The organism is Marinobacter fonticola (assembly GCF_008122265.1).
GTDB lineage: Bacteria > Pseudomonadota > Gammaproteobacteria > Pseudomonadales > Oleiphilaceae > Marinobacter_A > Marinobacter_A fonticola.
Genome location: NZ_CP043042.1, coordinates 1,450,476 through 1,475,916, shown reverse-complemented (window position 1 = coordinate 1,475,916; position 25,441 = coordinate 1,450,476). Strand labels below are relative to the sequence as shown.

The following is a 25,441-nucleotide window of genomic DNA, read 5'->3' as shown; positions in this document are numbered from 1 at the left end:
ATCAACTCGCTGCGATATTGCTGGCCCACCCGAGCTTTTCACGGCAGGTCGCGTAGAAATTGTGATCCGTCGGATGAATCAGGCGAATCTTGAAAGGCTTCTTAGTGATGCGGATGACGTCACCCGGCGCGCAGGCGATATCCATCTGGCCGTCGCAACTGACCTGGGGATAGGTTTCGTTGTCTTCCCCGACGACGAGCTTGATCTCGCTTTTTCCATCCACCACGATCGGCCGGCTGCTCAAGGTGTGCGGGAACATGGGAACCAGTACCACCGCATCCAGCTTGGGGTGCATGATAGGTCCGCCCGCGGATAGCGAGTAGGCGGTCGACCCTGTGGGCGTGGAGACAATGAGTCCATCGGACCGCTGGCTATAGACAAAGTGCCCATCGATATAGAGATCGAATCCGATCATCCGTGTTGACTTGCCCGGATGCAGCACCACATCGTTGAGCGCCGTTCCGAAGCCCACCGGGTTTTCGTTGCGGGTGACGTGCGCATCGAGCAGGAAGCGGTGCTCCTCCATGTACTCGCCCTGCAATACGCGCCCCACGCGCTCTTCCAGGTCGTCCGGCGAAATATCGGTCAGGAAACCCAACCGCCCGCGGTTGACCCCCAGCAGCGGGATCTTCGACTTGGCCAACTCCCGCGCGGCGCCGAGCAGACTGCCATCACCGCCAACCACGATTACCAGATCGCAGATCTCTCCCAGAAGCTTTTTGCTCGACACCTGTAAGCCGTGGCCGGGCAACATCGTCGCGGTGTCCGATTCCAGAATAACCTGGTAGTTCTCATTCACGAGATAGGTCCGCAGACGGCGCAACGTCTCGACGACCTTGACGCTGTTCATGCGCCCGATGACCCCGATGTTTCTGAATTGCTCCATTCGATATCCTGTGCCAGCCCAGAGATGCATTCCGGCCCATTGGGTTAGAGTGACCGGGCTTACTCATACTCGTTTCCCGGCGTTCTTATCATTCGGCCGAGTAGAGAAGCCGCCTAATAGTACTAGACCCGCGTGCAAGGATCTAAGGAACCGCTGAATTAGGGAGCCTCCGATTAAGTCTATTGGCGCTTCCCTAAACCCACGGGTTAAGTTAACCCGACGATGGTCTCGAAATCCAAGCGACAGTATCCCGATTCAGGCAGACGCTCATGACTGTGTTTCCCGATCACCCCAGTAGGCTATGGAAAACCCCCGCTGTCAGACATTTGGCCTGGCTTTGCGGTGCTGCATCGTTGACGGATTCTTCACTGAGAATAGACCTCGGGCCTTATCTACCCGACGATATCGCAACGCGCCTAGCTCACCTTGACGACCATCCGGAGCCCCTACTGACCCGGATTGCGGACAACCCGCGGCCGCGCCTGGGCGTGTACTTCGAAAGACTTTACCACTTTCTACTAGCGGACATCCTGGGATGGTCCATCCTGCTTGAGAACGCGCAAGTGACGCGCGAAGGGCGCACGGTGGGCGAGCTGGATTTCGTGGTCCATAACCGCCACGACGATCGCATCGAGCACCATGAGATCGCGGTAAAATTCTACCTCGGCGTGTCCGGTAGCCTTTCTAAAACCATATATGGAGAGAAGGCGGGCGATAGCACAGAGAAGCGTGCAGACAAGAGCGCGGATGCGACCCTTTGGTACGGCCCTAACGCCCAGGACCGCCTGGATATCAAGACAAGCCGACTCATCACTCACCAATGCCGCCTTACCGAACTGCCCGAAACACGCCAACTGCTGGCCAGGCACGGTATCGGCCTGCCCTGCCCACGGCTATTCATGCCCGGATACCTGTTCTACCCGGTGGCTGAACGTTTGGCGCGCCCGGCGACTACACCTGAGGTGCACGGAAAAGGCGCTTGGCAGCGCGCCGAGCACCTCTCCGACGATGACGTGAGTGATTGGATCTGTCTACAGAAACCCCATTGGCTGGGCCGTTTTCAGAGCACGACAGCACCTGATCCCGATAAATCCGCGGCCACGCTCAATGCCATACAGCAAGGGGCGCCGCCCCGTCTTTTCGCGCAGATGACGCCAAGGGCCGCCGGAGGCTGGGAAGAGTTGCGTCGCATCTTTGTGGTACCCGACCATTGGCCCGGTGTTCAGAGGTAAGTTTGAACGCTTCCGAAACGTGCTGCGGTGATCGATAAGCAAGCTGCGATGATGGAGTGTTAAGCTCAATCACCGCTGCCGTCTACACTTGGTGAGCCTCGCAACGATCGTCTATGCCGGGCCTGAATTCCGCGGGCTGACTGACGCGAACCAAAGGTTCACCGCAGGGCTTGCCATTAACCTTGGCCTGGCAACGCGGCTCTTCGTGATGGGCCAGCCACTGGCGATAGGCCGGCTCATTCATGCCGCATTTACCGGCGGCATAGGCCACGGGGCTCTCGAAGTAAGGCTTGATGTCATCGTAGGGTAAGGTGATGTGGCCAATACCGGGGTGGTAGGCAACCAAGAACACGCTTTGGGATTTCAATTCCGCCAAGATTGAATTTTCCACCGGTTCCTGATGAACCAGCTCATCGCGTTCCTGCTCCAGCATAACGATTCTATCGTTATGAGATTCCAGCTCGCGCTGCTTTCGCTCGAGCTGTTCTCTCAGCAGCACCACTTCGGCATTGCTGGCGTCCTGTTTGGCCTCGCTACTGCTATCCGTCTCACTGAGCTTTTGCTGCAGGTCAAGGTACTGCTCATTGCGCTCAGCCAAGCGGACTTTCAGTTGCTCGTTACTCAGGCGCTGGCGCTCGAGCTTCTCCTGAATCGCCTGTAACTCATTGCGAACGCCCTGGAGTTCGTGCCGATGTACTCGCTGCAAGTCGGACATCGCGTCCCGGTGAACACTCTGCAGCGTTTTAATACGCAAACGCTGCTCGCGAATCATCCGCGCCAGACGAATCCGCTGCCTGGCCGCCTCTCTCGTGTCCAGCTCGTCGGACGAACGTCGAACGGCCGCCCTGAGCACCGGAATCTCCTCATCCGGTGTCTCTATCTTTCTTCTCTGGAATTTTAGCTGGTTGGACTCCACCGCTCGACGGATGGCCTGGAAATGGTTATTCCCCGGCGCCATGTCCGGATCCCAAAGCTCGCCAGCAATGGCCGGTTCGGGGCACTGGCTGCGACAGACCAGGTGGATTGGACCGGCGCCCAGATCAGGCCCCTTGGCGCCGATTTCAGAAAGACGCTCCACCGGCAGGTTCCAGTGGCTGTCGGCCCGGCCCTCTTCGTCGAAATAGATGCGAAAAAATACCAGCCCGCGAATGCCCAGATCCGGAGCCAGATTGAGGTAGACAGCGCGTACATCCGTATCGGCCAGGTCAGAGAGGCCAACATAGCCGTCGAGGAAAGCGCCAAACTCGGAGCCACGCATCTGTCGCGCGACCTGAGCACTATCCATCAAAAAAACGGCCGAGTATCCCTCATCCGCCTTGGCGGTTTTCGCCATGCCTTGCCTCCGAAAATGCGGCCCTACGCCAGTTTCTCGATGCCGCAGTACGTCAGAAATACGCGGAATTTGTCTGGAAGTTAACGGCTATTGTAGCCATACGGATGCGTAGGATAAGCACTAAACTGCAACGTTTTGAAACTGAGAACACAAAAAACCGACAACCGCCTCCAAGGAGCAATTGCCGGTTCATTTTTTAGCTGCGCGTTTCGACCGTTGTTCAGAGCTCCGCCGCCAACCGGCTCCCCTGATTGATTGCCCGCTTGGCATCCAGTTCAGCGGCGACGTCCGAGCCACCGATCAGATGGACACGTTGACCGGCATCCAACAGGCCCTGCTGGAGTTCCCGCAAGGGGTCCTGGCCGGCGCAGATAATCACGTTATCCACCTGGAGAATATGGTCCTCTCCCTGCTCCGCGCCTTTCGGTGTCACGGTGATATGCAGCCCCTGATCGTCGACCTTGCGGTAGGTGACGCCCGGGATCATTTGCACCTCACGCATCTTCAAAGCACTGCGATGAATCCAACCGGTGGTCTTGCCCAGGTTCTTACCCACCTTGGTCGCCTTGCGCTGAAGCAGAAACACTTGCCGGGCCGGCGCCGGTACCTGGGGAGCAACACCCTGGATGCCGCCGCGGTGTTCCACCGTCAGGTCCACACCCCATTCCTTCATAAAGTGATCGGTATGCAGTGATGGCGAGTCGCCTTCATGAACAACGCGAGTATCTAGACACCCGGTTCATCCCCGCGAACGCGGGGAACAGAAGCTCTGGTATTCGATTTTGGGGCGCGATGCCGGTTCATCCCCGCGAACGCGGGGAACAGATACGCAGCGTTTTAACCTCTACCCCGTCAATCGGTTCATCCCCGCGAACGCGGGGAACAGGTTATTTCGTCGGGCGTGCCCGCGGTGAAGGTCGGTTCATCCCCGCGAACGCGGGGAACAGCCCCATTCGGCGCCCAGGTCGATGCCGATGTACGGTTCATCCCCGCGAACGCGGGGAACAGCGTATGCTCAGCAAATTGGCGGCGGTCTACTGCGGTTCATCCCCGCGAACGCGGGGAACAGATGAACGGCGCGGACTCGGACGCCGCAATGACCGGTTCATCCCCGCGAACGCGGGGAACAGCCCAAAGCGTGGCGCGATAAGGATATTCAGGCCGGTTCATCCCCGCGAACGCGGGGAACAGTCGAATGTATTGCGATTGGATGCCCCATAGAACGGTTCATCCCCGCGAACGCGGGGAACAGCTGTCCAGCTCGAAGGCGATATCAGATTCAGGCGGTTCATCCCCGCGAACGCGGGGAACAGGCCCCATCCATGTTGTGCAGTGCTCGGGCGAGCGGTTCATCCCCGCGAACGCGGGGAACAGAGTGGCGCGCGCTGCTTCGTCGCCTTGCAAGACGGTTCATCCCCGCGAACGCGGGGAACAGCTGCGTGAAGGCGATCAGCGAGCTATTGAGCGCGGTTCATCCCCGCGAACGCGGGGAACAGAAACGGATAAAATAAGGGTTGCCGTTGGATGACGGTTCATCCCCGCGAACGCGGGGAACAGACTTTTGCGTTGGGCCTGTTGGTTTAGAATTCCGGTTCATCCCCGCGAACGCGGGGAACAGCCGCCTGATTCTGAATGGCAAACCGGTGTCCACGGTTCATCCCCGCGAACGCGGGGAACAGACCAGCTTCCAGAGGAATTCAATCAGCGTGGACGGTTCATCCCCGCGAACGCGGGGAACAGGCTAATAATTGTTCCGACATTCTATGTAACCCCGGTTCATCCCCGCGAACGCGGGGAACAGCCACACGCGGGTGATCACCGAGACACATACGCGCGGTTCATCCCCGCGAACGCGGGGAACAGATTCCCATTAACGAAGCCAATAACGTTGTCTACGGTTCATCCCCGCGAACGCGGGGAACAGTGCTGCCACGTCTACGCCATTACGCTGCAAGGCGGTTCATCCCCGCGAACGCGGGGAACAGCCAGCAATGGCGCGGGTTTGCGTTGGGTCCATCGGTTCATCCCCGCGAACGCGGGGAACAGTTTCGTTAGTTCTGGCATGTGGCCTCTCACCTCGGTTCATCCCCGCGAACGCGGGGAACAGTTTGCCCACTGTCCGGAAAACGGTTTCGAATTCGGTTCATCCCCGCGAACGCGGGGAACAGCCCTCGAAAATGGGTTCGGAATCGTCTCTATCAGGTTCATCCCCGCGAACGCGGGGAACAGAATTTTTGCGGGTGATGATTTGATACCGGTCCCGGTTCATCCCCGCGAACGCGGGGAACAGCCGGATCGTGACCGGGCCGCTCAGAGCGTCCGCGGTTCATCCCCGCGAACGCGGGGAACAGAAAAAGATGCAAATCTTTAAGCGCTACAAATGCGGTTCATCCCCGCGAACGCGGGGAACAGTCTAATCGTACACGCTTGTATTTAAACAAAAAATAACCGCCGGTTATTTTTACCAGCGATTTCCCTTCGCAAACAATGCTATTTATTTTTAAAGAACCTTTAAATTTCAACTAGTTAGTGTTTTGCGGTAAAAACCGTACCAGATTAAGGCCATCATGGTCCGTCGGGACGCGGCGGTTTTCGCCGTGGGTTTGAAATTCGAAGCCTGATTCATGCGGGCTCGACCACGCCATGGCCACATTGCCCTCTTCGGCCATTAGGCCCACCTGTTCCCAGATCATCTCGCGGATACGTTTGTTGACGTCGCCAACATAGACTCCCGCACGGATCTCAAGCAACCAGACGGCCAGGCGTCCTCGCAAACGGGGCGGGACACTCTCGGTCACGACAACTAGCATCGCCATTTCACTGGCTCCTGTGGCCGACGTCGCCAATGGTATCCGGCTCGGGAATAGCAGGAGGCTGGCTATCCGGGGCAGGTACGGGCGGTTCGATGCCGCCAGCCTCCAGTACATCCTCAATCAACGGGATCAGCCTTTTTAACAATCGCGTCTGCCGGAAGGCGTCCCGGCATTCGATGCGCACCTGCCGATCCGGCTTGGAAGGCGATTTTGCCGCAACCTTGAAGGCGGCGGGGACGACAGTCTCGAACTTCACCAGGTCAGCGATGTCGTACACGAAACTTTTAGGCTTGCCGGAATGGAGAAAGCCGATGGCTGGAGCGTAGCCAGCGGCCAGTATCGCTGCTTCGGTTACGCCGTAAAGACAGGCGGTTGCCGCCGAAAGACACTGGTTGACGGGATCGGAACGGCCCCAGTTATTGGGATCATACCGCCGCCCGTCCCACTTCACACCATATTGCTTGGCCAACGCTTGGTAGAGCTTCCGGACCCGCGCGCCTTCAATGCCCCGCAGCTGATCCACCGAACGCCGTTGCGGCGCCTCTTCGCCGAAACGGATCTCGAACATTCGTCGGACCACTTTCAAGCGCAGGGTATCGTCGAGGGCCAGTTGCGCCTGGTAGAGAAGCTTGTCGGATCGCGCACCACCCGGCTGCCCGGACGAATAAAGCCGGACACCGGCCTCGCCGACCCAGATCAGCAGGGTTCCCACGGTCGAGGCCAGCTTCACCGCGGCATGGGAGACCCGCGTTCCCGGCTCCAGCATAAGGCAGGCTACTGAGCCCACCGGAATGTGCATGCGTTCTCCGTTCACCTCATCGACTACAACAAAGGCGCCGTCCCGCACATCGATTTGGCCTCGCCCGACAAAAACCATGGAGACCCGATCTTTGATCGGAATGGGTTTGAGGGGAACGAACGTCACGGCTAGACCCTCCGCACCATGAGCAAACCGCAGCCAAAGGCTTTGCTGCGCCCCAAGCCTTCACGCAATGTTGCGTTAAACTGGTCTGGATCGATCACGGTGAGAATCCCTTCGTAATCCACCGACGAAAAGCGGATTTCCCGGCCCTTGCGCCGCAGGACATGCTGGCGATAACCAGATACCTGAGGATTCGCGTCAAGACTGAAGCCGCCGGTGCTGGATCGGCTTTCCAGCCATTCGACAGCCGCTTCATCCATGTGCCGGCCCATCTGATCCTTAGCCACTGACTGCTTTTTGCAATGAGTCTTCGCGTCCATAAGGACATCGTGACGCACCGAACGACCTCCGCCTTCCGGTTTACGGGCCACGGTTGGATTGGCCCGAAGCCGGAATCTCAGACGCTGACCTCTAACCAGTTGGGGAGCAAATGGCTTCGATTCCACCGACAACAAACCGGGCACGCCTTCCGGTAGCTCCGTCGAGAGGACGTAGAACAGGGGTAGGCCTCGCGGCGAATGCTCGGCGCCCAACTGTTCTTGCTCCAACTCCTGCCTGAACAGAAAGGAACGTTCCGGCGAGGCTGGAAATAGCCGCCATAGCAACTGATGGTTGGAATAGGCGTTGCCGGCAAGCAGCGATAGTAAAGCCTGCCTGTCGAGTCCTTCCGTTGCCACCTGAACCCGTGATAGGAACATAGTCAGTCCTCCCTGATACGCGCATGGTGCTCCGGTCGCGAGCGAAACTGCCAGCGGTCACGACTGACCACATCGTCCTCCGGGAAGCGGGTATCCTGCAGCGGGATATCGCCCGCATCGCCTTCCCAGAAGTAGTCGACAGTTCCATCCAGTCCCAGCCATCGTTGCTGGCGGTCCACCATGGGCGGGAAAGCATCGGCCAGAGCCGCTCTCAAGCCATCCGCCTGGACAATTCGGGGAGCCAGAGGCACAGCCAATGGGCATGATTTGCGCCCCAGATACAGCGTGAAGCGAGGACGGCGCAAGGCAGCCTCCAGGTCTTGCAGACTCCAGTCACTGCTGCCGGTTAGGGTAACGGCGATGTACCAGAGTCCGTCACACCGGTACTCCCGACGCGATATGATGGTATTGAGGCGGTCGCCGGACAGCGCCATCTCGTCCTTGCGGGTGGCGTAGCGGGCCTTTTTATCTCGCTTGGGAACCTGGACCGTGTGAAAGTCGCGGATGATCCTTCCCGGAGCCACCTGCTTGACCGCAAACCGTACCGAACCGACCAACGCCTCCTGGGCCGCCGACTCGTCACGACGAATCCCCAATGCTGCCGCCAGCAAACCTATTAAGGCCGACCGGCCAGGATGATCGGAGCTGGGCCGCTGCTCACCGACGGCAGGCGTGCCCCAACTGGCCATGGGACCATAGAGCTGAAAAACCAGAGCGTCCATACGTCCTCCTAGTCGGATTTCAGGAAGGCCAGCAGCTCGTCGAAGCTGCCCTCGCCCGTGGCAACGTTGATGGCGTAGCGGCTGTCAGCGCATTGCCCATAACTCTTATCGAACCGCTCGTTTTGGGAGACAAGGGCTTTGATCGCGTCCGCCTCGTAATCATGGCCTTGAACTGGTTTCAGGAATGCCACGGACAGGGATCGAGGCTGCTGGCTCCCTTTCTCCGCCAATACGTAACTTGCATAAGCCCGAGAGCCGAAGCTGTTCTGCTTACCGGAGGGCGCGACCTTGATGGCCGCCTCGGTCAATGCGGCGATGGCGCGCTCCGCTAGGGCCTCGTCGCCGGACAGGTTGTCAACAAGCTGATTCCGGTTGATGCAGACGTAACTGTAAAACAACCCGGCGGCGAAGCCGGTCTCTCCAATATGGGCCGCGCCGCGATCTTCTTCGCCGGTATTGAGGTCATCCACGGCGGTGAAATAGTCATCCTCGATCACTACGGGATGCACGGTAATGGCATGCGCCACCTGGCACGCCGCTTCGACGTTGAAAGCGGGTTCAGCCGCGAGCATGCGTCCAAACAAAGCCACGTCCGCAGCGGCCGGCGTCTTCCTCAGGAGTTTGAGCTCGTCATCCTCGGGGCCCCTGTTTTCCTCGACCAACCGTTGGGCCAGCTCGTCCACCGCCTGGCGTTCTTCCGGTCCGATGTGGGCCAGTTGTTCGATTTCCACGCTGCCTTTCTTGAGGGCGCCGAAGACGTCCGCGATCTTACTGGCCCAGGCTTTGGCGTCTTTTTCCTTAATGCCGGCCTCAATAAAACGTTCAAACAGCTCCTTACCCAATAGCTTTGTCCGGGTACCCACATGACCGGCCACCGCTTCCTGGAACAGATCGGAAGTTCGCCAGTGGCGCTTCAGGCTTTGCGACGAAACTCGCAAGCGTTCTACACCGCCCATTCGCGCGGTCTTAGGGCGACCCAGGTCGTCCCGGTTCAGGTTGGCCGGCGGGTAAGACGTTAATAGATGCAGTTGGATAAACGTGGTCATGGATTCAGTCTCCGTTGTCGTTTTTCGATCAATCCGTTACTTCTGGTACTCGGCCAGCGCCGTGAAATAGTCGGTAGCCCAGCGCACCGCAAGCCGCTGGTCCGCCCGTTCGAGGGAATAGCCTTGCTTTTCTGTATGCCAGTGCAGGACACTGTCGGCCACCGACATCACGTTTGCCTGATTACCCAGGAGCGCCACCGCTCGACGGCAGCGCCGCAGGAAAGTATCAGCATCACCGCTTTTCTGGAGTTGGGCGAACCGGAGTTCACTTACATGCGGCTTGCCGGTCTTCTCTTTTTGGCTACCCAGCGCGGCAGCAAAGGAGCGACTTTCATCATGGGTTCGAATGGTCGCCACTACCGCCGCAACCGTGGCCCACGCCAGCATGTCATTCGTTGAGTAAGTTTCTCGGTCGCCCAGGGAGAACCAGAGCGTGCGGAACGCTTCTGTCAACAGCACATCGTCCACTCTTCCACAGTGCTTCAGCTCCGCTCGCATAGACTTCGTATAGGGGGCTCTGTCGCCCGGCCATTCCAAGCGTTCAAGCATGTCCTTATCGCCATGTAGCCTTGCCCACCAGGCCAAGACCTGTTTTTGCAGGTACTCGTGACGTAAGATTCGGTAGTATCGCTTCTTGGCGTTCATCGTTGTGTCTTCCCTTATTCGTCGGCAGCCGGCTCGCGTTCCAAAGATGCGCCCTCTTCTAGCCCGGCTTGTTTGCGGAAGTTCTTCGCTGTTTTGTTTTTGCGGAACCAACCCATAAACAGGTTCCGGGCACGCGTGATGCGTTTCATATTGGCGGTGGCATCGCCGGTTGAAAGTACAAGTTCGTCAAAGGCGTCTAGCGACTGCCTCTGCACATGGCGATACCAGCGTTGGGCCACATCCTCCGGCAGCCGCGGTATCGCGTCCTGTAGCAGCCGTTTGCCCAACTCTTCAAGCAGCGAATAGAAGAGCGGTTCGGTGCGCTCCCAGAACCGGGCGTCGATGTATTCCATATCGCCTTTAATGTCGGAGGGCCGATTGAACCAGGCTTCCCTGACACTCTTGCGAAGTTGCCAGCAAACCTCGCGGGACAAGCCGACCATCACGCGCAGCCAGTTCAGCAGCCGGTGCTGGAGGTTCTCGGGGAGGGCGAGGTAAGGTAACTGCGACCCGACCCAGCCCCTCGGCTTCATGTTGTCCATGTCGTAGCCAAAGACCCACAGGCGGGCGGCGCGCGGTATATCGACTCCGTCCGCCTGGCACTCGTCCACTTTGCGTGGATAGTCGAGGACTACCAGGGCGGGCAGGTTTCCACTTTCCTCTCGGTCTTCCAGAGCCAGGCTTTCCCAATGCCGATAACCAATGCCGCCCGGCTGCCCCTTAACTGAAAGCGGCGGCTGATCGGGTTGCTTGGGGTCCGTCCGATACGGGGTGAGCGGATGACGCCAGGGACCGTCGTAGTTATTGCCGTAGTTGCGTGCCCTGACCTGGCTGACGGTTCGTTTGGCAGCGCGGCCGCAAAGATCGCAATGTACTTCCACGTCCTCCAGCATAAGGCGGAACCTGCGGGGCATGGCCCATAGCGGATGCAGGGCATGGACATCCGTCTGGTACGTTGCCTGCCCTTTTTCACTGGTGCGTGTCGGCCCTATCCAGGGGAAGAGGCTGCTATCGCGCGGATTCACATCGGAAACCGCCAACTGTTCGCCATCCAATAAGTTAATCCAGAGCTTGTGCCACAAAGAGCATGAGGTTTCGGCAGGGAGCAATAAGGTGGTGAGTGGCCCGCCACCGCGCAGCCCGGTTCGATACCCTTTGCCCCCCGACGGCGCGTTGATTTGCATAGTGAACAAGGCCATCGCCGCACAATCCTGGCAAAACGTCTCGGCACGCCCCGATTTGACGAAGTGATCCGTATTGTTCTTGATGGTCGAAGCGCCCGGTGCGTCAATCAACAGGCTTGAAGCCAGCGTGGGTTTGTCTTCCTCCAGCGGATCGGCGTCTTGCATGAAGCGGGGGCCATCGCCGTCGAGGTAGAACGCGGGCTCGAAGGGGACGAAGGCATCAGCAAGCTGCTTGGCGGACGGCGGCGATTCGTAGCCCTCTATCCAAGCTTCAATGTCCTCCGGCGAATAGACCGTCTGCAGTAGACCGATCAGGAACTGATATGCAGCACCCTGAAAGTCGGCCCGAGGTAAGGCCAGATCAACGACATCCGCCGAAGCCATGTCTCTAACGGGAAGGTATTCAATCGTACCGTCACGTTTGTGAAACGGTAGCCAAGGATCAGTCAATAAATTCATAACAAACATCCTTAATAGAGTCGCGTGATCCCTCAATTGCAAGCGTACGCGCAGGATTTGGCATGCGTATCTGGCACGCGCCTTATCCGAAACAACTGCATGCTGCCATCGACGAAGCTCTGGCACAACAAAATTAAAGCTATTAGCGGTAAATAAATAACTCAAACTTGATCAAAGCTAAGCAGCGGCCTAAGATCCAGCCGTTCCCTTGACGGGGATGGTCCGCTATTGGCGGTCAATGCGCTTTTAGCTTGATCCAAGTTCCCCGCTTCGCGGGGCTTTATGAAGACCCACCCGGGACTCATATATCCACTCGCCCGTATCAAACGGCCCCAGCCAAAGCCTGGAGTAGCGTAGCCCCGGCTTCTGCGCCAACAGACGTTCCCGCTGGACTTCGAGTTCGGCGGGCCATTCGGGCAATCGCTCCGCCAGGGATTGACGCAGGCTGACCTGACTCATTTCCCAGGGATGGCGGACATCCTCGACCATGGGCTTCAGAGTCTCGCGCGCCTCGTCCCAAAGCACCAAGGTCACTTTCACACTCGGCTCATCCGACAGGCGCGTACCAATGTCCACCTCGGCCTGCCATCCGCCCATGGCGCTCCCTGTGATATAGCCCTTCTTCAGATTGAGTCGATTGAACTGCGCCATGGCCGTCTGGCTTTGACGTTCACCTTCCTGATCGAAGTAGCTGTCCTGCAAACCTTTCGGAATGGTTTCGTCAGCCGAATCCCCGTAAACCGACTCGATCAGGTGCCGGGCGCATTGAGGCATGCGAATGCCGCCCTCGCCCACCAATGTCCTTAACGTCAACCAGAGGCGGCCATGATCGCGGTAGACCGCAGCGGTACCGGGTAGGAACCGTCGCATCCACTCGTGATCAGCCGGACCGGACAAGGGTGGCGCCAAGATATGGAGTACCGGGGCCGGACGACCGTCTCGGCCGCCTGGCAGGGCATTGCGATTACCTTCAGCGTCCCGGCAATGCCGCTGCAGTCGTCCGGCGCGCTGGATAAGCAAATCAATAGGGGCCAAGTCCGAAATCATCACGTCCATGCAGATATCGAGGGACTGCTCGAGGACCTGGGTCCCGATTAGGATGCGCCCTGCCCTATCCGCGGACTGGGAGGCTTTACCGAACCGGGAAAGGGCCGCATTCTCTATGGCATGCCGGTCGGCCATCACAAAGCGGCTGTGAAACAAAAGAACCTTGTCAGGGTCGGCAACTCGGCCTCGAATCGCCTCATAGGCGGCGATGGCGTCGTCTACGGTGTTTCTGATCCAGCAGGCACACTGACCGGCTTCAGCCGCCTCCACCAACAGCTTCACGGCCTGCTCCTGGTCATCCAACTGTGCAACGGCCACTTCGCGTTCGACACTGGCCCGGGTCTCCACCGGCGTTTCCGTCGTTTGTTCCCGACTCACCACGGTCGCCAGAGGAAAAGCCATTTCCCCAGGTTCAACCGCCGCTGTCCGACCGAGCCCGCGATGCCAGGCGTCTATCAATTGCCGTCGCATGGACAAGGGCAAGGTTGCCGTCAGGAGGATGGCATCGCCGCCCTGCTGGGCGTGGCACTCCAGCACGGCACCCAGCAGGGTAAGCATATAATCGTCGCAGGCGTGTATTTCGTCGACGATCAGTACTTTATTGCTCAACCCAATCAACCGAAGCGCCTGATGCCGGAAAGGCAGGACGCTCATCAGCACCTGATCAACCGTGCCGACGCCAACCTCCGCCAATAACGCACGCTTGCGCGAGTCGGCGAACCATTGATTGCAGATAGCCGTGGCGCTGCGCTCGTCATCGCCATAGTTCAGATCGTCCGGCTGGGCCGGAATCAACGACTCCCGGAACGTATCGTGGAGCTGACTCGCGCCGTGGGCCAGCACGATATTCGGTGTTTGATCGTCGGCGAACCAGCGCCGGTAATAACCGGACAGGCGCGCATACATGGCATTGGATGTCGCCATGGTCGGCAAACCAAAGTAGATCCCACCGGCCTTGCCGTGGGCCATCAGGCGGTGGGCCAGGGAATTGGCAGCTTCGGTTTTCCCCGCACCGGTAACGTCTTCAAGAATAAAAAGCTGTGGCCCATCGGACAGAGAAACCTGCTCGGCCCAACGCTGTAGCGGCGTCGGCTTAAAGCCGAAGAAGACTTCGACACCGGGGAATGGCGCCGGGCGCGGTGGCTCGCCGAAACCCAACCGATCCAGCTGCCGCTGTGCTTGCGGCAACGCACGCTCACACCAATAACGGTCAAGAGGCATCGGTTCAACACAGTAGGGAAACTGGGACTGGTCCGACCCTAACCAATCTGCCAATACCGCTAGGCCGGCCAGATGCCAACTGATGCCTTTCAGTGCTTCAGCCCAGGTTGGATCGGCCATCTGTCGAAGGGGCCAGTCAGGCTTGAAAAGTCGCGCCGCTTCTATAGTGAAATCCAGCGCAGCTTGCTCGTCCTCGGGTATGAAAAAGGCTTCGGTCTCATCCCGACCTATGTCTACCGGCTCGCCGTGATGACCAAATGCAGTCCCCAGAAAAAGCTCTAATGCCCGCCGCGCCTTACCCTTAGGGCCTTGCTCGTCCGGCCAGGCGCAAGCATCAACAATATTGCTCGTGAAAGCGGTCGACCGTTTCCACAACAACAGCCCCAGCGCCGCGTGCTGTGCCGGCCGAAAGCCAGTGCCCGGCGTAATAAGAAAATCAGTATGAGGCCGCGCCTGATACTGAAAAGACTGCGAGAACTTGCCCAGGTCGTGGATCGACAGACAGTAGGTAAATATGCCCTGAAGCTGAGCCGGCTCTATAAGAACAGTCTCGGCAAGCGCTTGCACCCTCGGCTGCCGGGGCGCCATCAGGAGATAGCCCATCGCCGCTACATCCAGCGAATGATAAGGCAACAAGTGACAGGGCACGCTCGCGCTTTGCCCGTCGCTCGGCCTGGCTTTCCCCCAGTAGCGGTAATACCGTGCCGTAGGTTGATTATCGCTCATCACTTTTGCATCCCGATAATATGTAGGGGGACGATAAAACAGCTGCTGCCCCAAAACGTGCACTCCTGTTTAAATCAACAGTACCGTGCAGCCATATTCCTTACCCGGTCGGCCACCTCACGCCTCAATTCCACCGGCCCAATCACCTCCACGTCCGCTCCATAGCGCAAAATATCCATAACCAGCTCGCGCATGTCGGCATAGGGCACCTTCAGATGAAAACTGTCGCCTCGCCATTCGCCGGTTTGGTCCGGATGCCACTGTTCGTCGGCTACCCACTGCGCAGCGTGTTCGTTGAATTTGAGGTGAGCGATACCTAGCGGCTGGCCACCAAAAATACCGAAGCTAGAGGTGGCGTATTCGTTAAGGACAGTCGGCTCGATGGTGTTGGCAGGATCTTTCAGACATTTCGGATCTGCGATTCGATCCAGCGAGAACAATCGTAAGGCCAGGGCTTTTTGGCAATGAGCTAGCAGATACCAGTTAGATCGGTAATGCAGTAAACGTTGTGGATGGACGGTTCTCAGGCTGCCGCCCTTACCGGATCGCCCCCGATAGGCAAAGCGGAGCTTGTGAGCAGCCAGGGTCGCTTCGGCCACGGGCTCGAAAATCTGATGAAGTGTGTGCCTGACCTGAATGGGCTGAACCTGGACCCGCTCGCTGATCCGCTCGGCATCGTGACCGGTCTCACCCAGCAAGCTGCGAATGCGCTCTCTCAGCGGTGCCAACCGGTGCGCCATCAAACCGGGTTGTACGGCCTCGAGTAGCTGTTCACAGGCCAACAGCGCATAGAGTTCACTGGGATTCATCCAAAAGCCGGGCAGTTCGAATACCGGTGCCTCTGGATCGTATTCATGTCCATTGCGCTCCCGGTTATAGACCAGGGGCGCACCAAGCGTGTCACGCAGGTATTCGAAATCGCGTGTAAGCGTATTGCTGGAAGTCTCCAGCTCGGTCATAAAACGGCGTTTGGGGACCGGGTGGCGGGCAGTGCGGAGGATATCGTGGATACGGTAGATACGGTCGAAACGGCTCAAGTCAAATCCCTTTGCTGAACAATTAGATCTGACTGAGCCTAGACAAACGACCTTCGGTTCGCTATCGAGTTGACATCATTTTACACCGTCACTTCAGCAAGAACGGTTTGTGACCACTGTGTCGGCATCTCAGTACTCAGAGCTCAGCCGCCAACCGGCTCCCCTGATTGATTGCCCGCTTGGCATCCAGTTCAGCGGCGACGTCCGAGCCACCGATCAGATGGACACGTTGACCGGCATCCAACAGGCCCTGCTGGAGTTCCCGCAAGGGGTCCTGGCCGGCGCAGATAATCACGTTATCCACCTGGAGAATATGGTCCTCTCCCTGCTCCGCGCCTTTCGGTGTCACGGTGATATGCAGCCCCTGATCGTCGACCTTGCGGTAGGTGACGCCCGGGATCATTTGCACCTCACGCATCTTCAAAGCACTGCGATGAATCCAACCGGTGGTCTTGCCCAGGTTCTTACCCACCTTGGTCGCCTTGCGCTGAAGCAGAAACACTTGCCGGGCCGGCGCCGGTACCTGGGGAGCAACACCCTGGATGCCGCCGCGGTGTTCCACCGTCAGGTCCACACCCCATTCCTTCATAAAGTGATCGGTATGCAGTGATGGCGAGTCGCCTTCATGGACCAGGAATTCGGAGACGTCGAAGCCGATGCCTCCAGCGCCAATGACAGCGACGCGACGACCCACTTCACGACGCTGCAGCAACGCATCGAGATAGCCCATCACCATCGGGTGGTCGACACCTTCGATTTCGGGCGTACGCGGAGCGATACCGGTGGCCAGAACGATGTCGTCGAAACCGTCCTTGGTGAGATCGTCGGCGCTCACGCGGGTATTGAGCTTCACTTCGACACCGTGTTTCTCAAGCATGACGCGGTAATAGCGCAGGGTTTCGTAAAACTCTTCCTTACCCGGAATCCGTTTGGCGACATTAAACTGGCCGCCCACCTCATTGCCCGCATCGAACAGCGTGACCTTGTGACCTCGCTCCGCGGCCACCGTCGCGAAGGCCAGCCCCGCGGGGCCAGCGCCAACAACCGCAATCCGCTTAGGCGCCACGGTTTTGACGTAGGTCAGTTCGGTCTCGTAGCACGCACGAGGATTCACCAGGCATGTGGTGAGTTTGCCGCCGAAGGTATGGTCCAGACAGGCTTGGTTGCAGCCGATGCACGTATTGATCTCCTCGGCCCGATCCTCCTCCGCTTTACGCACGAGGTCCGCGTCGGCCAGGAATGGACGGGCCATGGACACCATATCGGCATCACCTTCGGCCAGAATCTTTTCCGCGACATCCGGCATATTGATGCGGTTGGTGGTGACCAGAGGGATACTCACTTCGCCCTTCAGCCGCGCGGTGACCTTGGTAAAGGCGCCGCGTGGCACGGAGGTGGCAATGGTAGGCACTCTGGCTTCGTGCCAGCCGATACCGGTGTTGATGATGGTAGCGCCGGCCTTCTCGATCTCCTTGGCGAGATGAACCACTTCGTCCCAGGTGCTGCCGTCCTCGATCAGGTCCAGCATGGATAACCGGTAGATAATAATGCAGTTCGCACCAACCCGCTCGCGAACCCGGCGCACAACCTCAATGGGCAGACGGATCCGGTTCTCGTAGCTGCCACCCCACTGATCGGTACGATGGTTGGTATGGGCCACGATAAACTGATTGATGAAGTAGCCTTCCGAACCCATGATCTCCACGCCGTCGTACCCCGCCCCCTGCGCCAAGGAAGCGCAATGGGCATAGGCTTCGATCTGCTTCTCGATGCCGGCCTCATCGAGCGCCTTCGGCGTGAACGGGTTGATCGGCGCCTGGATCGCAGACGGTGCAACCAGCTCGGGATGGTAAGCGTAACGGCCAGCATGGAGGATCTGCATGCAGATCTTACCGCCCGCCTCATGAACCGCCCGGGTGACGACCTTGTGTTGATCCGCCTCTTCCTGGGTATCCATCTTGGCCGCATGCTGGCGTACGCCGCCTTCAGGGTTGGGCGCAATACCGCCGGTCACGATCAACCCGGCACCACCCCGCGCACGTTCAGCGAAGAAGGCCGCCATGCGTTCGAAGCCATTGGGCATTTCCTCAAGGCCCGTGTGCATCGACCCCATCAGCGTCCGGTTGCGCAAGGTAGTGAAGCCAAGGTCTAACGGCTCAAGCAATTTGGGGTAACGCCGATGACCTGGGGTCTTTTCGATCGCGTTCATGGTGGGACTCCTCATCAGTTTTCATACCGGCTCTGGAGGCCGGTTCGTTGATGAGACCTAAATTAAGCGCGATGGTTGCCGCTAACAATATCCTGGAATAACATTTAATTATCTTTAGACAACAAGTCGCCTACTTTATGCCCGAATCCCCTCGTCGACGCTATGCCTTGGGCGACATTAGCGTGCTCTACTTATCCGTAATGCATCGCGCAGTAAACCATGCAGGCAAAACGATGCAGCCCTTGTTCGAGCAGTTCGGCATCACCGATACCCTAGTCAACGCCCCAGAGGCCCGCATCAGCATTCCGCGGTTCATGCGCCTCGGCCGGGCGGCGATTGGCCTGACCGGCGATCCCAATCTGGGACTGAACATGGGCGAGCAGACGCGACCGATAGACGCGGGACTACCGGGCCTTGCCGCTATGAGCGCTGCAACCGCAGGCCAGGGGCTTGAAACCCTGCTGACCTACTCCCTTCTCAATAGCCGTAATAGCCGTGGACACCCTTTCTACGAGGCCGACGATCTTAGGGCGTGCTTTTATTCCATTCGACCCTACAACGTCTATAACTACTTTGTCGTGGATTCCGTACTGGCTGGGTGGACGCAATTCCTAAGGCGGATGACCGGCCAAACCCATGTGCTCGAGCAGGTCAGGATTGAGTACCCGGACCAGGGGCAACAACCGGCCTTTGAAGCCTGGTTCGGGTGCCCGGTGAATTTCGGCGCCCCCGAGAACAGTATCCAGCTTCGCCCTGAAACCGCCGCGGCGCCGTCGGCCCAATTCCAGCCGGCCATGCACCGCGCCTTGACCCAGCAGTGCGAGGCACAGCTAAAACGCATTCGCGGTGGCTGGACGGTGGTCGATCAGGTGCGGGAAAAGCTCTCGCCGATGCTAGAGGGACAGCCCCCTTCGCTAGAGGCCGTCGCTGCCGAACTGGGTACGGCGCCATGGACCTTGCAGCGTCAATTGAACGAAGAAAACACCCAATTCAGGGTTCTACTGGATGAAACTCGGCGGGATCTGGCTTCAGACTACGTCGTTGAAACCCAACTCAACTATGCGGAGGTCGCTTGGCTGCTGGGCTTTTCCGGAGCTCCGGCCTTTCATAAGGCTTATCGGCGCTGGTTCGGCATGAGCCCGGGGGATCATCGAAAAGCCAGAAGCCGTTGGAAGGAACACGGCTCGAGCCGCCAATAGTCAAAAAATACACCGGCGGCAATCACGAGGATGGCCAGCTCTGGGTGGACAAAAAGCACTACGACAGAACAGGCGTCCGACGAAGCTTAGGTTCATCTACACCCAGGTCGGCTTACATCTCGGTGGCATCGTCGATATCTTCATCGTCGTCGAAATCTTCGATGTATCCATCCAGCAATTCTTCTTCGTAATCGACCATGACGGCCTCCGTTGCTATCAATCGGTGCGTTTAAAAACAACTAACGACCACAATACAACGTAGATTATGTCCGATGCATGACGGATAGATTACAAAAACTTGGGATGAGCTGAATTAAAGAGGAAAGCGAGAAAGGAAATGGCGGAGCGGACGGGACTCGAACCCGCGACCCCCGGCGTGACAGGCCGGTATTCTAACCAGCTGAACTACCGCTCCGCGCTAAACGTTGCCGCCGTTCAGTAGCGACAACGAGGGCGCATTATAAAGAGACGTATGGTCATGTCAACGGATTTTTTCACCAAATCTTAGCCGACCACGTCCAGGACTTCCCGGCCTTGGGCCGTCTTGCGGTATTCGATCGGCGTCATACTGGACCAGCGCTTGAAAGCGCGGTAGAACGTGCTGGGCTCGGAAAAGCCCGTAAGGTAGACGATCTCGTCGATGGACTCGTCCGTCGTCGCAAGTAATTGCCGGGCTAAACGGTAACGGAAATCGGCCAGCACCTGATTGAAGCTGGTTTCGGCCTCCGTCAGTCGGGTGCGCAGGGTGCGAGGCTTAATGGCGAGGCGCCCGGCTACCGAGTCGAGGGTGACTTCGCCGCTATCGAGCAACTCGGCCACGATGCGTTCCACTTGTCCCACAATATCCTTCTTCTCGAGGCGAGCCACCTGCTCGCTGGCAAAGCGCTCATGCAAGGCGAGCAATTCGGGCTCAGCGTGGGACGAGGGGTGCGCCAGCAAGCTGGCCGGGAAATACATGCGGTTTTCTTCGGCATTGAAAACCACTTCACAGCCCAGGACGTCAGCAACATGATCCTGACGGGCCTCACGCGCGTGCTCGAACGCCACCCGCGAACACTGGAAGCGGCCATCGGTGATGGACTTGAAAAACGTAATCAGCCCCTGGACGAAGCATTCGTTGAAGTGTTTCAGGCGCCGAACTTCATCGGATGCGGCATCCAATACCATGCAGGCCTGGTCGCCTTCTATAAAGAATTCTGTGTTGGCTGCATCGCTCAGCAGCCGCTGGTAGTTGAGTGCCCGACGTAAACCTTCGCCAAACGTAGGGCTACTGAGAAACAGGTACTCCAGGACCTGGCCCTTGTAGGTTGGCAGCGCCTGGCCGAGATGCAGGCCAACATCCGGGTCACCGGAGACCTCCTCAACGACCTGCCAGAAGAAGAGCTGTGCGTTGTGTGGCGTTCTTAGGTGTGCGGAATTGAGATAATCCTCGTCCACGCCAAGACGCTTGAGAATTTCATGGGTGTCCACGCCTTGCTTTTTCATCGCCTGATAGATCAGGCGTAACATCACACCCGCGTCGCGAAGTTCCTGCATTGTGATCCCGCTTATTTTTATAGGGATCCTTTGATGGATCTACCGGCGATTCTGGCTCGCCCTGAAAGCGGCGTCGCCGATAACTTAATTCCGTCATCGCCAATAGACATCGTCAAAGGTCCGATAGTTACTGCTGCGTTGGCCAGCTCGCCTTGTCCGGCAGACAGGCCAGTCAATGCCCGCTCCCGGCTTATTTGCGACACTCCCCTTCACTCGGGGGATAACCAACCCCTCTGTATGTACACTTGTATCAGATTTCCTATAGCGCCAGTCGCAACCGGCCCGTCGATTGGAAACCATACCGCCTGAAGGCGGAGCCGGCACCCGAAGAGGCATGCTCATGGCCCAATATGACTTATATTAGCCGTTAGGAAGCTCAGCTCAAGACTCCACCAGCTACAAGGATGAGGTCAGTCACAATGCGAGACATTATTTTTTACCGGCATCGGCCGCCAGCGCTATGGACACTTTACGGCAAAGCCTTTAAAGCGGGAGGCGACGGTAGCGGGTCGCCGGTCATTCCCCCACTTCGGGCTCGTTTAGCCGGCATCACTAACGACGGGACGCGTGCCGCGCGTTATTCCGCCGTGTGTGGTTTCCGGCCCGGTTCGCGCCTACCCATGACCTGGCCACATATCCTCGCTTTTCCCCTGCACCTGAAATTGCTGACCGAGGACGCTTTTCCGCTACCCTTGCTGGGACTCGTTCATCTGCGTAACGCGACCACCCAACATCGTCCCATTGCCTATGGCGAATGTCTGGACATCGACGTGCGCCTGGACAACCAGGTCAGTACTGAAAAGGGCATCGAGTTCGATCTGGTAACGGAGGTGTTCAGCTCAGGACGATTGATATGGGAGGAAAACAGCACCAACTTGTTTCGCCAGCCGGATAGGAGCAACGGCAAATCGCCACCGAAGGCGCCGGAACGCTTGCCCCATTCCGTCGCGATAACCGCCCCGGAATCGCTGGGCCGGCGCTATGGACGGATTTCCGGAGATCTCAATCCAATCCATATGCATGCGCTGACCGCCAAGGCCTTCGGCTTCCCCCGGGCGATCGCCCACGGGATGTGGAGCCAGGCGCATTGCATTGCACTGCTGGAACAGCAAAGCGAGTGGCAGACAGGCCCCGTCACCGTCACCGCGCACTTCAAGAAGCCGCTGTTCCTGCCCGGGAAAGCCCAACTCAACTGGAAGGAGAACAAAAAGCGCTGGGCTTACCAGCTCCTGAATGAAAAAGGAGATGCGCCCCATCTGACGGGAGAGGTTATTTGGGCATGACTACTGGATCGTTTCCTGCGGTTGCCCGGCCGTCACCTGCGCAACGGGTAGCGTGAAGTAGAACAGCGCTCCGCCGCCATGCGGCCGATCGAAGCCAATTTCGCCACCCTGAGCGTGCATCAGGCTGCGGCACAATGCCAGGCCAATCCCCATACCTTCCTGCTTGGTGGTAAAGAAGGGATGGAAGAGCTTTTCCTCGGCGTTTTCAGGCAAGCCGATGCCGCTATCGGTAACCTCAACGCGCACGAAGTCGCGATTGACGAGCCGCGCCGCAACATGGACAGGTTCGGTACTCTTTGCCGAACGCGTGGCCTCAAGCGCGTTGCGAATCAGGTTGAGTGCCACTTGCTGAACCTGAATCGGGTCAGCCAGCACGTCGGGGACTGCGGCGGACACATCCAGCTCTACCGCGACCTGGTTCGTGCGGGCATCCACTTCGGCAAATTGCCGGGTTTCCTCCAGCAAAGCTGCAACCGTAATCACTTCCTTACCGGTGGCCGGCTTTTTGACGAAGCTGCGAATACGACGAATTATTTCGCTGGCGCGATGGGACTGCGCTTCTATCTTCTCCAGCGTACTTCTGGCCAGTTGCCGGTCAATCTCATCCGCCGCGACCATTCGCAAGGCAACCCGGACGTAATTGGAAATAGCCGTCAGGGGCTGATTGACCTCATGTGCAAAGCCTGCTGCCATCTCGCCCATGGTCGATAGCCGGGAGGCGTGCGCCAACTGGTCACGCTGGGTGGCCACCGTATCGCGCGCTTCGTCCAATGCCTTTTCGCTTTCCAGTTCCGATGAAATATCGCGGAAAACAACGACGGCGCCCAGCACCTGGCCATCTTCCAATTTAGGACTGGAGCGATACTCGGCCGGAAAAACAGAGCCATCCGAACGCCGCATCCGCACCTCGCGCTGGTGCTCGGCGACGCCCTCACGACAAGTACTTAACGCCGGCAGGTCATCGGTTTCCGCATCCGGCGTACCGAAATGCAGCTGAAAGAAGTTGCGGCCCACCAGCTCTTCGGACGCCAGCCCGACCATGGCGACCGCGGCGGGGTTGGCAAAAATAATCTGGCCTTCGGTGTCTAAACCGTAGATGCCTTCGCTGATGGCATTGAGGATGCGGGTCTGATCATTTTCCAATTGGCGATTGCGGGCCTGCAGCTCCCGTTCAAGCTGAATTACCCGGGCATGGGTGGCTACGCGGACAATCACTTCCTGGGCTTGGAAGGGCTTGGAGATGTAATCGGCTCCGCCAAGGGAAAACCCCTTCACCTTGGCATCGACGTCGTCCAGCGCCGATAGAAACACAACGGCCCCGTCCGCCGTAATGGGATTGGCCTTGAGCCGCTGGCAGACTTCGTAGCCGTCCATCCCGGGCATCATGATATCCAACAGGACGACTTCAGGCTGGTGACGCTCGGCGAGGGCCAGGGCTTTTTCGCCCTCGTTGGCGATCAGCAATCGATAACCGCGGTCCTTGAGCGTCTCGTAGAGCACTTTCAGGTTCTGCGCGTTGTCATCGACGAGCAGGATCGTCGCCTCGTCGCGTTCACTGGCAATTTCAGTCATAAAGTCCGTGCCGACTCAGAATGGACGGCCATATTGGCGTGCGTTTCAGGACGCGTCGATACGGTCCTTTACGGACATCACCATGCGCACCAGGTGTGCCAACGAATGCGTTCCCATCTTATGCATAACACGTGAACGATGAATCTCTACCGTGCGCTGACTGATATCCAGCTCGATCGCAATCACCTTGTTAGCCTGACCGGCAATCATGCGGTCCATGATTTCGGTTTCCCTCGGGGTGAGCATACCGATGCGGCGTGTAATTTCCTGCTTTTGTCCCAGAGTCTTACGCTGTTCACGATCCTGCTCGAGAGCTTCTTCGATCTTCTTAAGCAGATCTTCCTCGCGGTACGGCTTCTGAATGAAGTCAACCGCGCCCTGCTTCATCGCGTCCACCGCCATCGGCACGTCGCCGTGACCGGTCACGAAGATAATCGGCAGGATCGAATTCTTCTCGTTGAGACGGCGCTGGAGTTCCATGCCATCCATACCGGGCATGCGAATGTCGAGCACAATACAGCCCGCCATATCATCGCTGTAGTCCTCGAGGAAGACGTTGGCGCTGGGATAGGTCATAACGCCTTTGTCGGAGGATTTCAGCAACAATTCCAGGGAGTCACGTACTGCTTCGTCATCTTCGACAACAAAAACCGTTTCTGTAGTCTCGTTCATTGCTCCACCTTATCCCGTGTCATTGACCTTTTATTAGGCCTGCGAGTTGTATCGCGCATAGGCGTCTCCAAGCTCACTTGCCGACCGTGGCAGTCTGTGCGCGTTCCGGCGTACGCCCGTTTACCAACGGTGGCGCGATGCTGACCGGGTCCACCCGTTCATCGTACCAGTTCATGCGCCAGTCCAGATGCGGCCCCGTCGAACGACCGGTGCTGCCAACCTTGCCGATCTGTTCTCCCTGATCCACACCCTGCCCCACCGCGACCTCGACGGCATCCATATGCAGGAAAGTCGAACTCACACCGAAGCCATGATCCAGTATCACCGTTCCGCCAGAGAAAAACAGGTCGGGCTCCGCCAGCGTAACGGTACCGGCCGCCGGCGCGACAACCGGCGCTCCTCGCGGCGCTGCAACGTCAACGCCGTAGTGAGGCCGGCGGGGCTCACCGTTGTAGACCCTCTGACTGCCATAGACGCCGCTGATGCGTCCGCGCGCCGGCCAAATGTACGGGCCGAGAAAGGCCAGACGATCAGAAACGACTGTGCGGGCCTGTTTCACTTTTTCGGCTTCGGCTCGAATGCGCGCCAGGTGCTTGTCGGATGGCGTCACCGTACGTGAAGGCACTCCTTCTATACGCTGGATCGCATAGGTTCGCTCCTCCAATTCGAGGATTTGCAGCGTCTCCGTGCCGTCCGGGCTTTGCACTCTGAGCGCATACTCCAGCTCCGCGTCACGACCGAATCCCAACGCGAAACGCCCGTCGTGACTTACCCGCACCGGCGTATCGTCAAGCCATACCAAGCTACCCGGAGCCACGGTGCCAGACACCAGGCTCCCCTGAGCCAGGCTACCGCTCAGGGTCGCCGGTTCGGCATGCACCGGAACGCCGATAAGCCCACCTAAGCCCGTCAGGAGCACACCAGCGAGCAGCCTCCGAATCCTGTATCGTATAACCATAGCCGTTCCTGCATCGATTGTCCTGAATAAGCGGGAAAACC

General features: G+C 58.4%; 19 protein-coding genes, 1 tRNA gene, 1 pseudogene and 1 CRISPR repeat array. Of the genes and pseudogenes, 3 read left to right on the top strand and 18 right to left on the bottom strand.

The genetic code is table 11. The features are described from left to right. Position 1: 1 nt before the first annotated feature. Positions 2-886 carry an NAD(+) kinase gene (locus FXO11_RS06625; protein WP_148862256.1) on the bottom strand — a complete coding sequence of 295 codons (885 nt, stop codon included), beginning with the start codon at positions 884-886 and terminating at the stop codon, positions 2-4. Between the two features lie 269 nt (positions 887-1,155). On the opposite strand from FXO11_RS06625, the gene FXO11_RS06620 reads away from it, so the two are divergent. After that, positions 1,156-2,118: a DUF1853 family protein gene (locus FXO11_RS06620; RefSeq protein WP_148862255.1), complete on the top strand. Its 963-nt coding sequence runs from the start codon at positions 1,156-1,158 to the stop codon at positions 2,116-2,118. 82 nt (positions 2,119-2,200) lie between these two features. Here FXO11_RS06620 and FXO11_RS06615 read toward each other — a convergent pair whose 3' ends face one another. The 12 genes and pseudogenes from FXO11_RS06615 to FXO11_RS06560 all read right to left on the bottom strand — a co-directional run bounded on the left by FXO11_RS06615 (position 2,201) and on the right by FXO11_RS06560 (position 18,180). Next, positions 2,201-3,451 (bottom strand): DNA repair protein, encoded by a 1,251-nt coding sequence (locus tag FXO11_RS06615; RefSeq protein WP_148862254.1) that lies wholly within the window; start codon positions 3,449-3,451, stop codon positions 2,201-2,203. A gap of 220 nt (positions 3,452-3,671) precedes the next feature. Next, positions 3,672-4,169: pseudogene (fadH, locus tag FXO11_RS06610) on the bottom strand (NADPH-dependent 2,4-dienoyl-CoA reductase); the annotation flags it as partial. Between the two features lie 17 nt (positions 4,170-4,186). Further along, positions 4,187-5,863: direct repeats of the CRISPR family, unit length 29 nt; unit sequence CGGTTCATCCCCGCGAACGCGGGGAACAG. A 110-nt stretch (positions 5,864-5,973) separates the two neighbouring features. Further along, complete coding sequence (cas2e, locus tag FXO11_RS06605; protein ID WP_148862253.1) at positions 5,974-6,267, bottom strand: type I-E CRISPR-associated endoribonuclease Cas2e; 294 nt, start codon at positions 6,265-6,267, stop codon at positions 5,974-5,976. Position 6,268: 1 nt separating this feature from the next. Continuing rightward, positions 6,269-7,189 (bottom strand): type I-E CRISPR-associated endonuclease Cas1e, encoded by a 921-nt coding sequence (cas1e, locus tag FXO11_RS06600; RefSeq protein ID WP_148862252.1) that lies wholly within the window; start codon positions 7,187-7,189, stop codon positions 6,269-6,271. Between the two features lie 2 nt (positions 7,190-7,191). Further along, positions 7,192-7,884: a type I-E CRISPR-associated protein Cas6/Cse3/CasE gene (gene cas6e / locus FXO11_RS06595; protein ID WP_148862251.1), complete on the bottom strand. Its 693-nt coding sequence runs from the start codon at positions 7,882-7,884 to the stop codon at positions 7,192-7,194. Between the two features lie 2 nt (positions 7,885-7,886). Continuing rightward, on the bottom strand, positions 7,887-8,606 hold the full coding sequence (gene cas5e, locus FXO11_RS06590; protein WP_148862250.1) for a type I-E CRISPR-associated protein Cas5/CasD: 720 nt from the start codon (positions 8,604-8,606) through the stop codon (positions 7,887-7,889). 8 nt (positions 8,607-8,614) lie between these two features. Then, positions 8,615-9,652 (bottom strand): type I-E CRISPR-associated protein Cas7/Cse4/CasC, encoded by a 1,038-nt coding sequence (gene cas7e, locus FXO11_RS06585; protein ID WP_148862249.1) that lies wholly within the window; start codon positions 9,650-9,652, stop codon positions 8,615-8,617. A 36-nt stretch (positions 9,653-9,688) separates the two neighbouring features. Next, the gene (gene casB / locus FXO11_RS06580) at positions 9,689-10,297 is read right to left on the bottom strand and encodes a type I-E CRISPR-associated protein Cse2/CasB (RefSeq protein WP_202980299.1); all 609 of its coding nucleotides are present in this window, start codon (positions 10,295-10,297) and stop codon (positions 9,689-9,691) included. Between the two features lie 14 nt (positions 10,298-10,311). Beyond that, a complete protein-coding gene (casA, locus tag FXO11_RS06575; protein ID WP_148862248.1) occupies positions 10,312-11,940 on the bottom strand; it encodes a type I-E CRISPR-associated protein Cse1/CasA in 1,629 nt (542 codons plus the stop codon). Positions 11,941-12,186: 246 nt separating this feature from the next. Beyond that, positions 12,187-14,934: a CRISPR-associated helicase Cas3' gene (gene cas3, locus FXO11_RS06570; RefSeq protein ID WP_148862247.1), complete on the bottom strand. Its 2,748-nt coding sequence runs from the start codon at positions 14,932-14,934 to the stop codon at positions 12,187-12,189. Positions 14,935-15,008: 74 nt separating this feature from the next. Then, a complete protein-coding gene (locus tag FXO11_RS06565) occupies positions 15,009-15,971 on the bottom strand; it encodes a helix-turn-helix transcriptional regulator (protein WP_148862246.1) in 963 nt (320 codons plus the stop codon). Between the two features lie 136 nt (positions 15,972-16,107). Beyond that, positions 16,108-18,180, bottom strand: coding sequence for an NADPH-dependent 2,4-dienoyl-CoA reductase (locus FXO11_RS06560; RefSeq protein ID WP_148862245.1), 2,073 nt, complete (start codon positions 18,178-18,180; stop codon positions 16,108-16,110). Between the two features lie 137 nt (positions 18,181-18,317). Here FXO11_RS06560 and FXO11_RS06555 point away from each other — a divergent pair, with 137 nt between their 5' ends. Then, positions 18,318-19,379, top strand: a complete 1,062-nt coding sequence (locus FXO11_RS06555; RefSeq protein ID WP_148862244.1) for an AraC family transcriptional regulator — start codon at positions 18,318-18,320, stop codon at positions 19,377-19,379. Positions 19,380-19,717: 338 nt separating this feature from the next. Here the strand turns inward: FXO11_RS06555 and FXO11_RS06550 are convergent. Both FXO11_RS06550 and FXO11_RS06545 read right to left on the bottom strand, forming a co-directional pair. Continuing rightward, a tRNA-Asp gene (locus FXO11_RS06550) sits at positions 19,718-19,794 on the bottom strand. A gap of 89 nt (positions 19,795-19,883) precedes the next feature. Continuing rightward, positions 19,884-20,915, bottom strand: coding sequence for an AraC family transcriptional regulator (locus tag FXO11_RS06545; RefSeq protein WP_148862243.1), 1,032 nt, complete (start codon positions 20,913-20,915; stop codon positions 19,884-19,886). A gap of 419 nt (positions 20,916-21,334) precedes the next feature. On the opposite strand from FXO11_RS06545, the gene FXO11_RS06540 reads away from it, so the two are divergent. Beyond that, positions 21,335-22,198 (top strand): MaoC family dehydratase, encoded by an 864-nt coding sequence (locus FXO11_RS06540; RefSeq protein WP_148862242.1) that lies wholly within the window; start codon positions 21,335-21,337, stop codon positions 22,196-22,198. Here FXO11_RS06540 and FXO11_RS06535 read toward each other — a convergent pair whose 3' ends face one another. From FXO11_RS06535 to FXO11_RS06525, 3 genes are all read right to left on the bottom strand, one after another. Continuing rightward, entirely contained in the window at positions 22,199-23,770 is a 1,572-nt protein-coding gene (locus FXO11_RS06535; protein ID WP_148862241.1) for an ATP-binding response regulator, read from the bottom strand. 45 nt (positions 23,771-23,815) lie between these two features. Continuing rightward, positions 23,816-24,442: a response regulator FixJ gene (gene fixJ / locus FXO11_RS06530; protein WP_148862240.1), complete on the bottom strand. Its 627-nt coding sequence runs from the start codon at positions 24,440-24,442 to the stop codon at positions 23,816-23,818. Positions 24,443-24,515: 73 nt separating this feature from the next. Beyond that, positions 24,516-25,361, bottom strand: coding sequence for a M23 family metallopeptidase (locus FXO11_RS06525; RefSeq protein WP_227546065.1), 846 nt, complete (start codon positions 25,359-25,361; stop codon positions 24,516-24,518). Positions 25,362-25,441 lie beyond the last annotated feature (80 nt).

Bases quoted from the DNA above. Each gene is read 5' to 3' on its own strand.
- FXO11_RS06625 (WP_148862256.1), bottom strand. From the start codon at position 886: ATGGAGCAATTCAGAAACATCGGGGTCATCGGGCGCATGAACAGCGTC.
- FXO11_RS06620 (WP_148862255.1), top strand. From the start codon at position 1,156: ATGACTGTGTTTCCCGATCACCCCAGTAGGCTATGGAAAACCCCCGCT.
- FXO11_RS06615 (WP_148862254.1), bottom strand. From the start codon at position 3,451: ATGGCGAAAACCGCCAAGGCGGATGAGGGATACTCGGCCGTTTTTTTG.
- cas2e (WP_148862253.1), bottom strand. From the start codon at position 6,267: ATGGCGATGCTAGTTGTCGTGACCGAGAGTGTCCCGCCCCGTTTGCGA.
- cas6e (WP_148862251.1), bottom strand. From the start codon at position 7,884: ATGTTCCTATCACGGGTTCAGGTGGCAACGGAAGGACTCGACAGGCAG.
- cas5e (WP_148862250.1), bottom strand. From the start codon at position 8,606: ATGGACGCTCTGGTTTTTCAGCTCTATGGTCCCATGGCCAGTTGGGGC.
- cas7e (WP_148862249.1), bottom strand. From the start codon at position 9,652: ATGACCACGTTTATCCAACTGCATCTATTAACGTCTTACCCGCCGGCC.
- casB (WP_202980299.1), bottom strand. From the start codon at position 10,297: ATGAACGCCAAGAAGCGATACTACCGAATCTTACGTCACGAGTACCTG.
- casA (WP_148862248.1), bottom strand. From the start codon at position 11,940: ATGAATTTATTGACTGATCCTTGGCTACCGTTTCACAAACGTGACGGT.
- cas3 (WP_148862247.1), bottom strand. From the start codon at position 14,934: ATGAGCGATAATCAACCTACGGCACGGTATTACCGCTACTGGGGGAAA.
- FXO11_RS06560 (WP_148862245.1), bottom strand. From the start codon at position 18,180: ATGAACGCGATCGAAAAGACCCCAGGTCATCGGCGTTACCCCAAATTG.
- FXO11_RS06555 (WP_148862244.1), top strand. From the start codon at position 18,318: ATGCCCGAATCCCCTCGTCGACGCTATGCCTTGGGCGACATTAGCGTG.
- FXO11_RS06545 (WP_148862243.1), bottom strand. From the start codon at position 20,915: ATGCAGGAACTTCGCGACGCGGGTGTGATGTTACGCCTGATCTATCAG.
- FXO11_RS06540 (WP_148862242.1), top strand. From the start codon at position 21,335: ATGCGAGACATTATTTTTTACCGGCATCGGCCGCCAGCGCTATGGACA.
- FXO11_RS06535 (WP_148862241.1), bottom strand. From the start codon at position 23,770: ATGACTGAAATTGCCAGTGAACGCGACGAGGCGACGATCCTGCTCGTC.
- fixJ (WP_148862240.1), bottom strand. From the start codon at position 24,442: ATGAACGAGACTACAGAAACGGTTTTTGTTGTCGAAGATGACGAAGCA.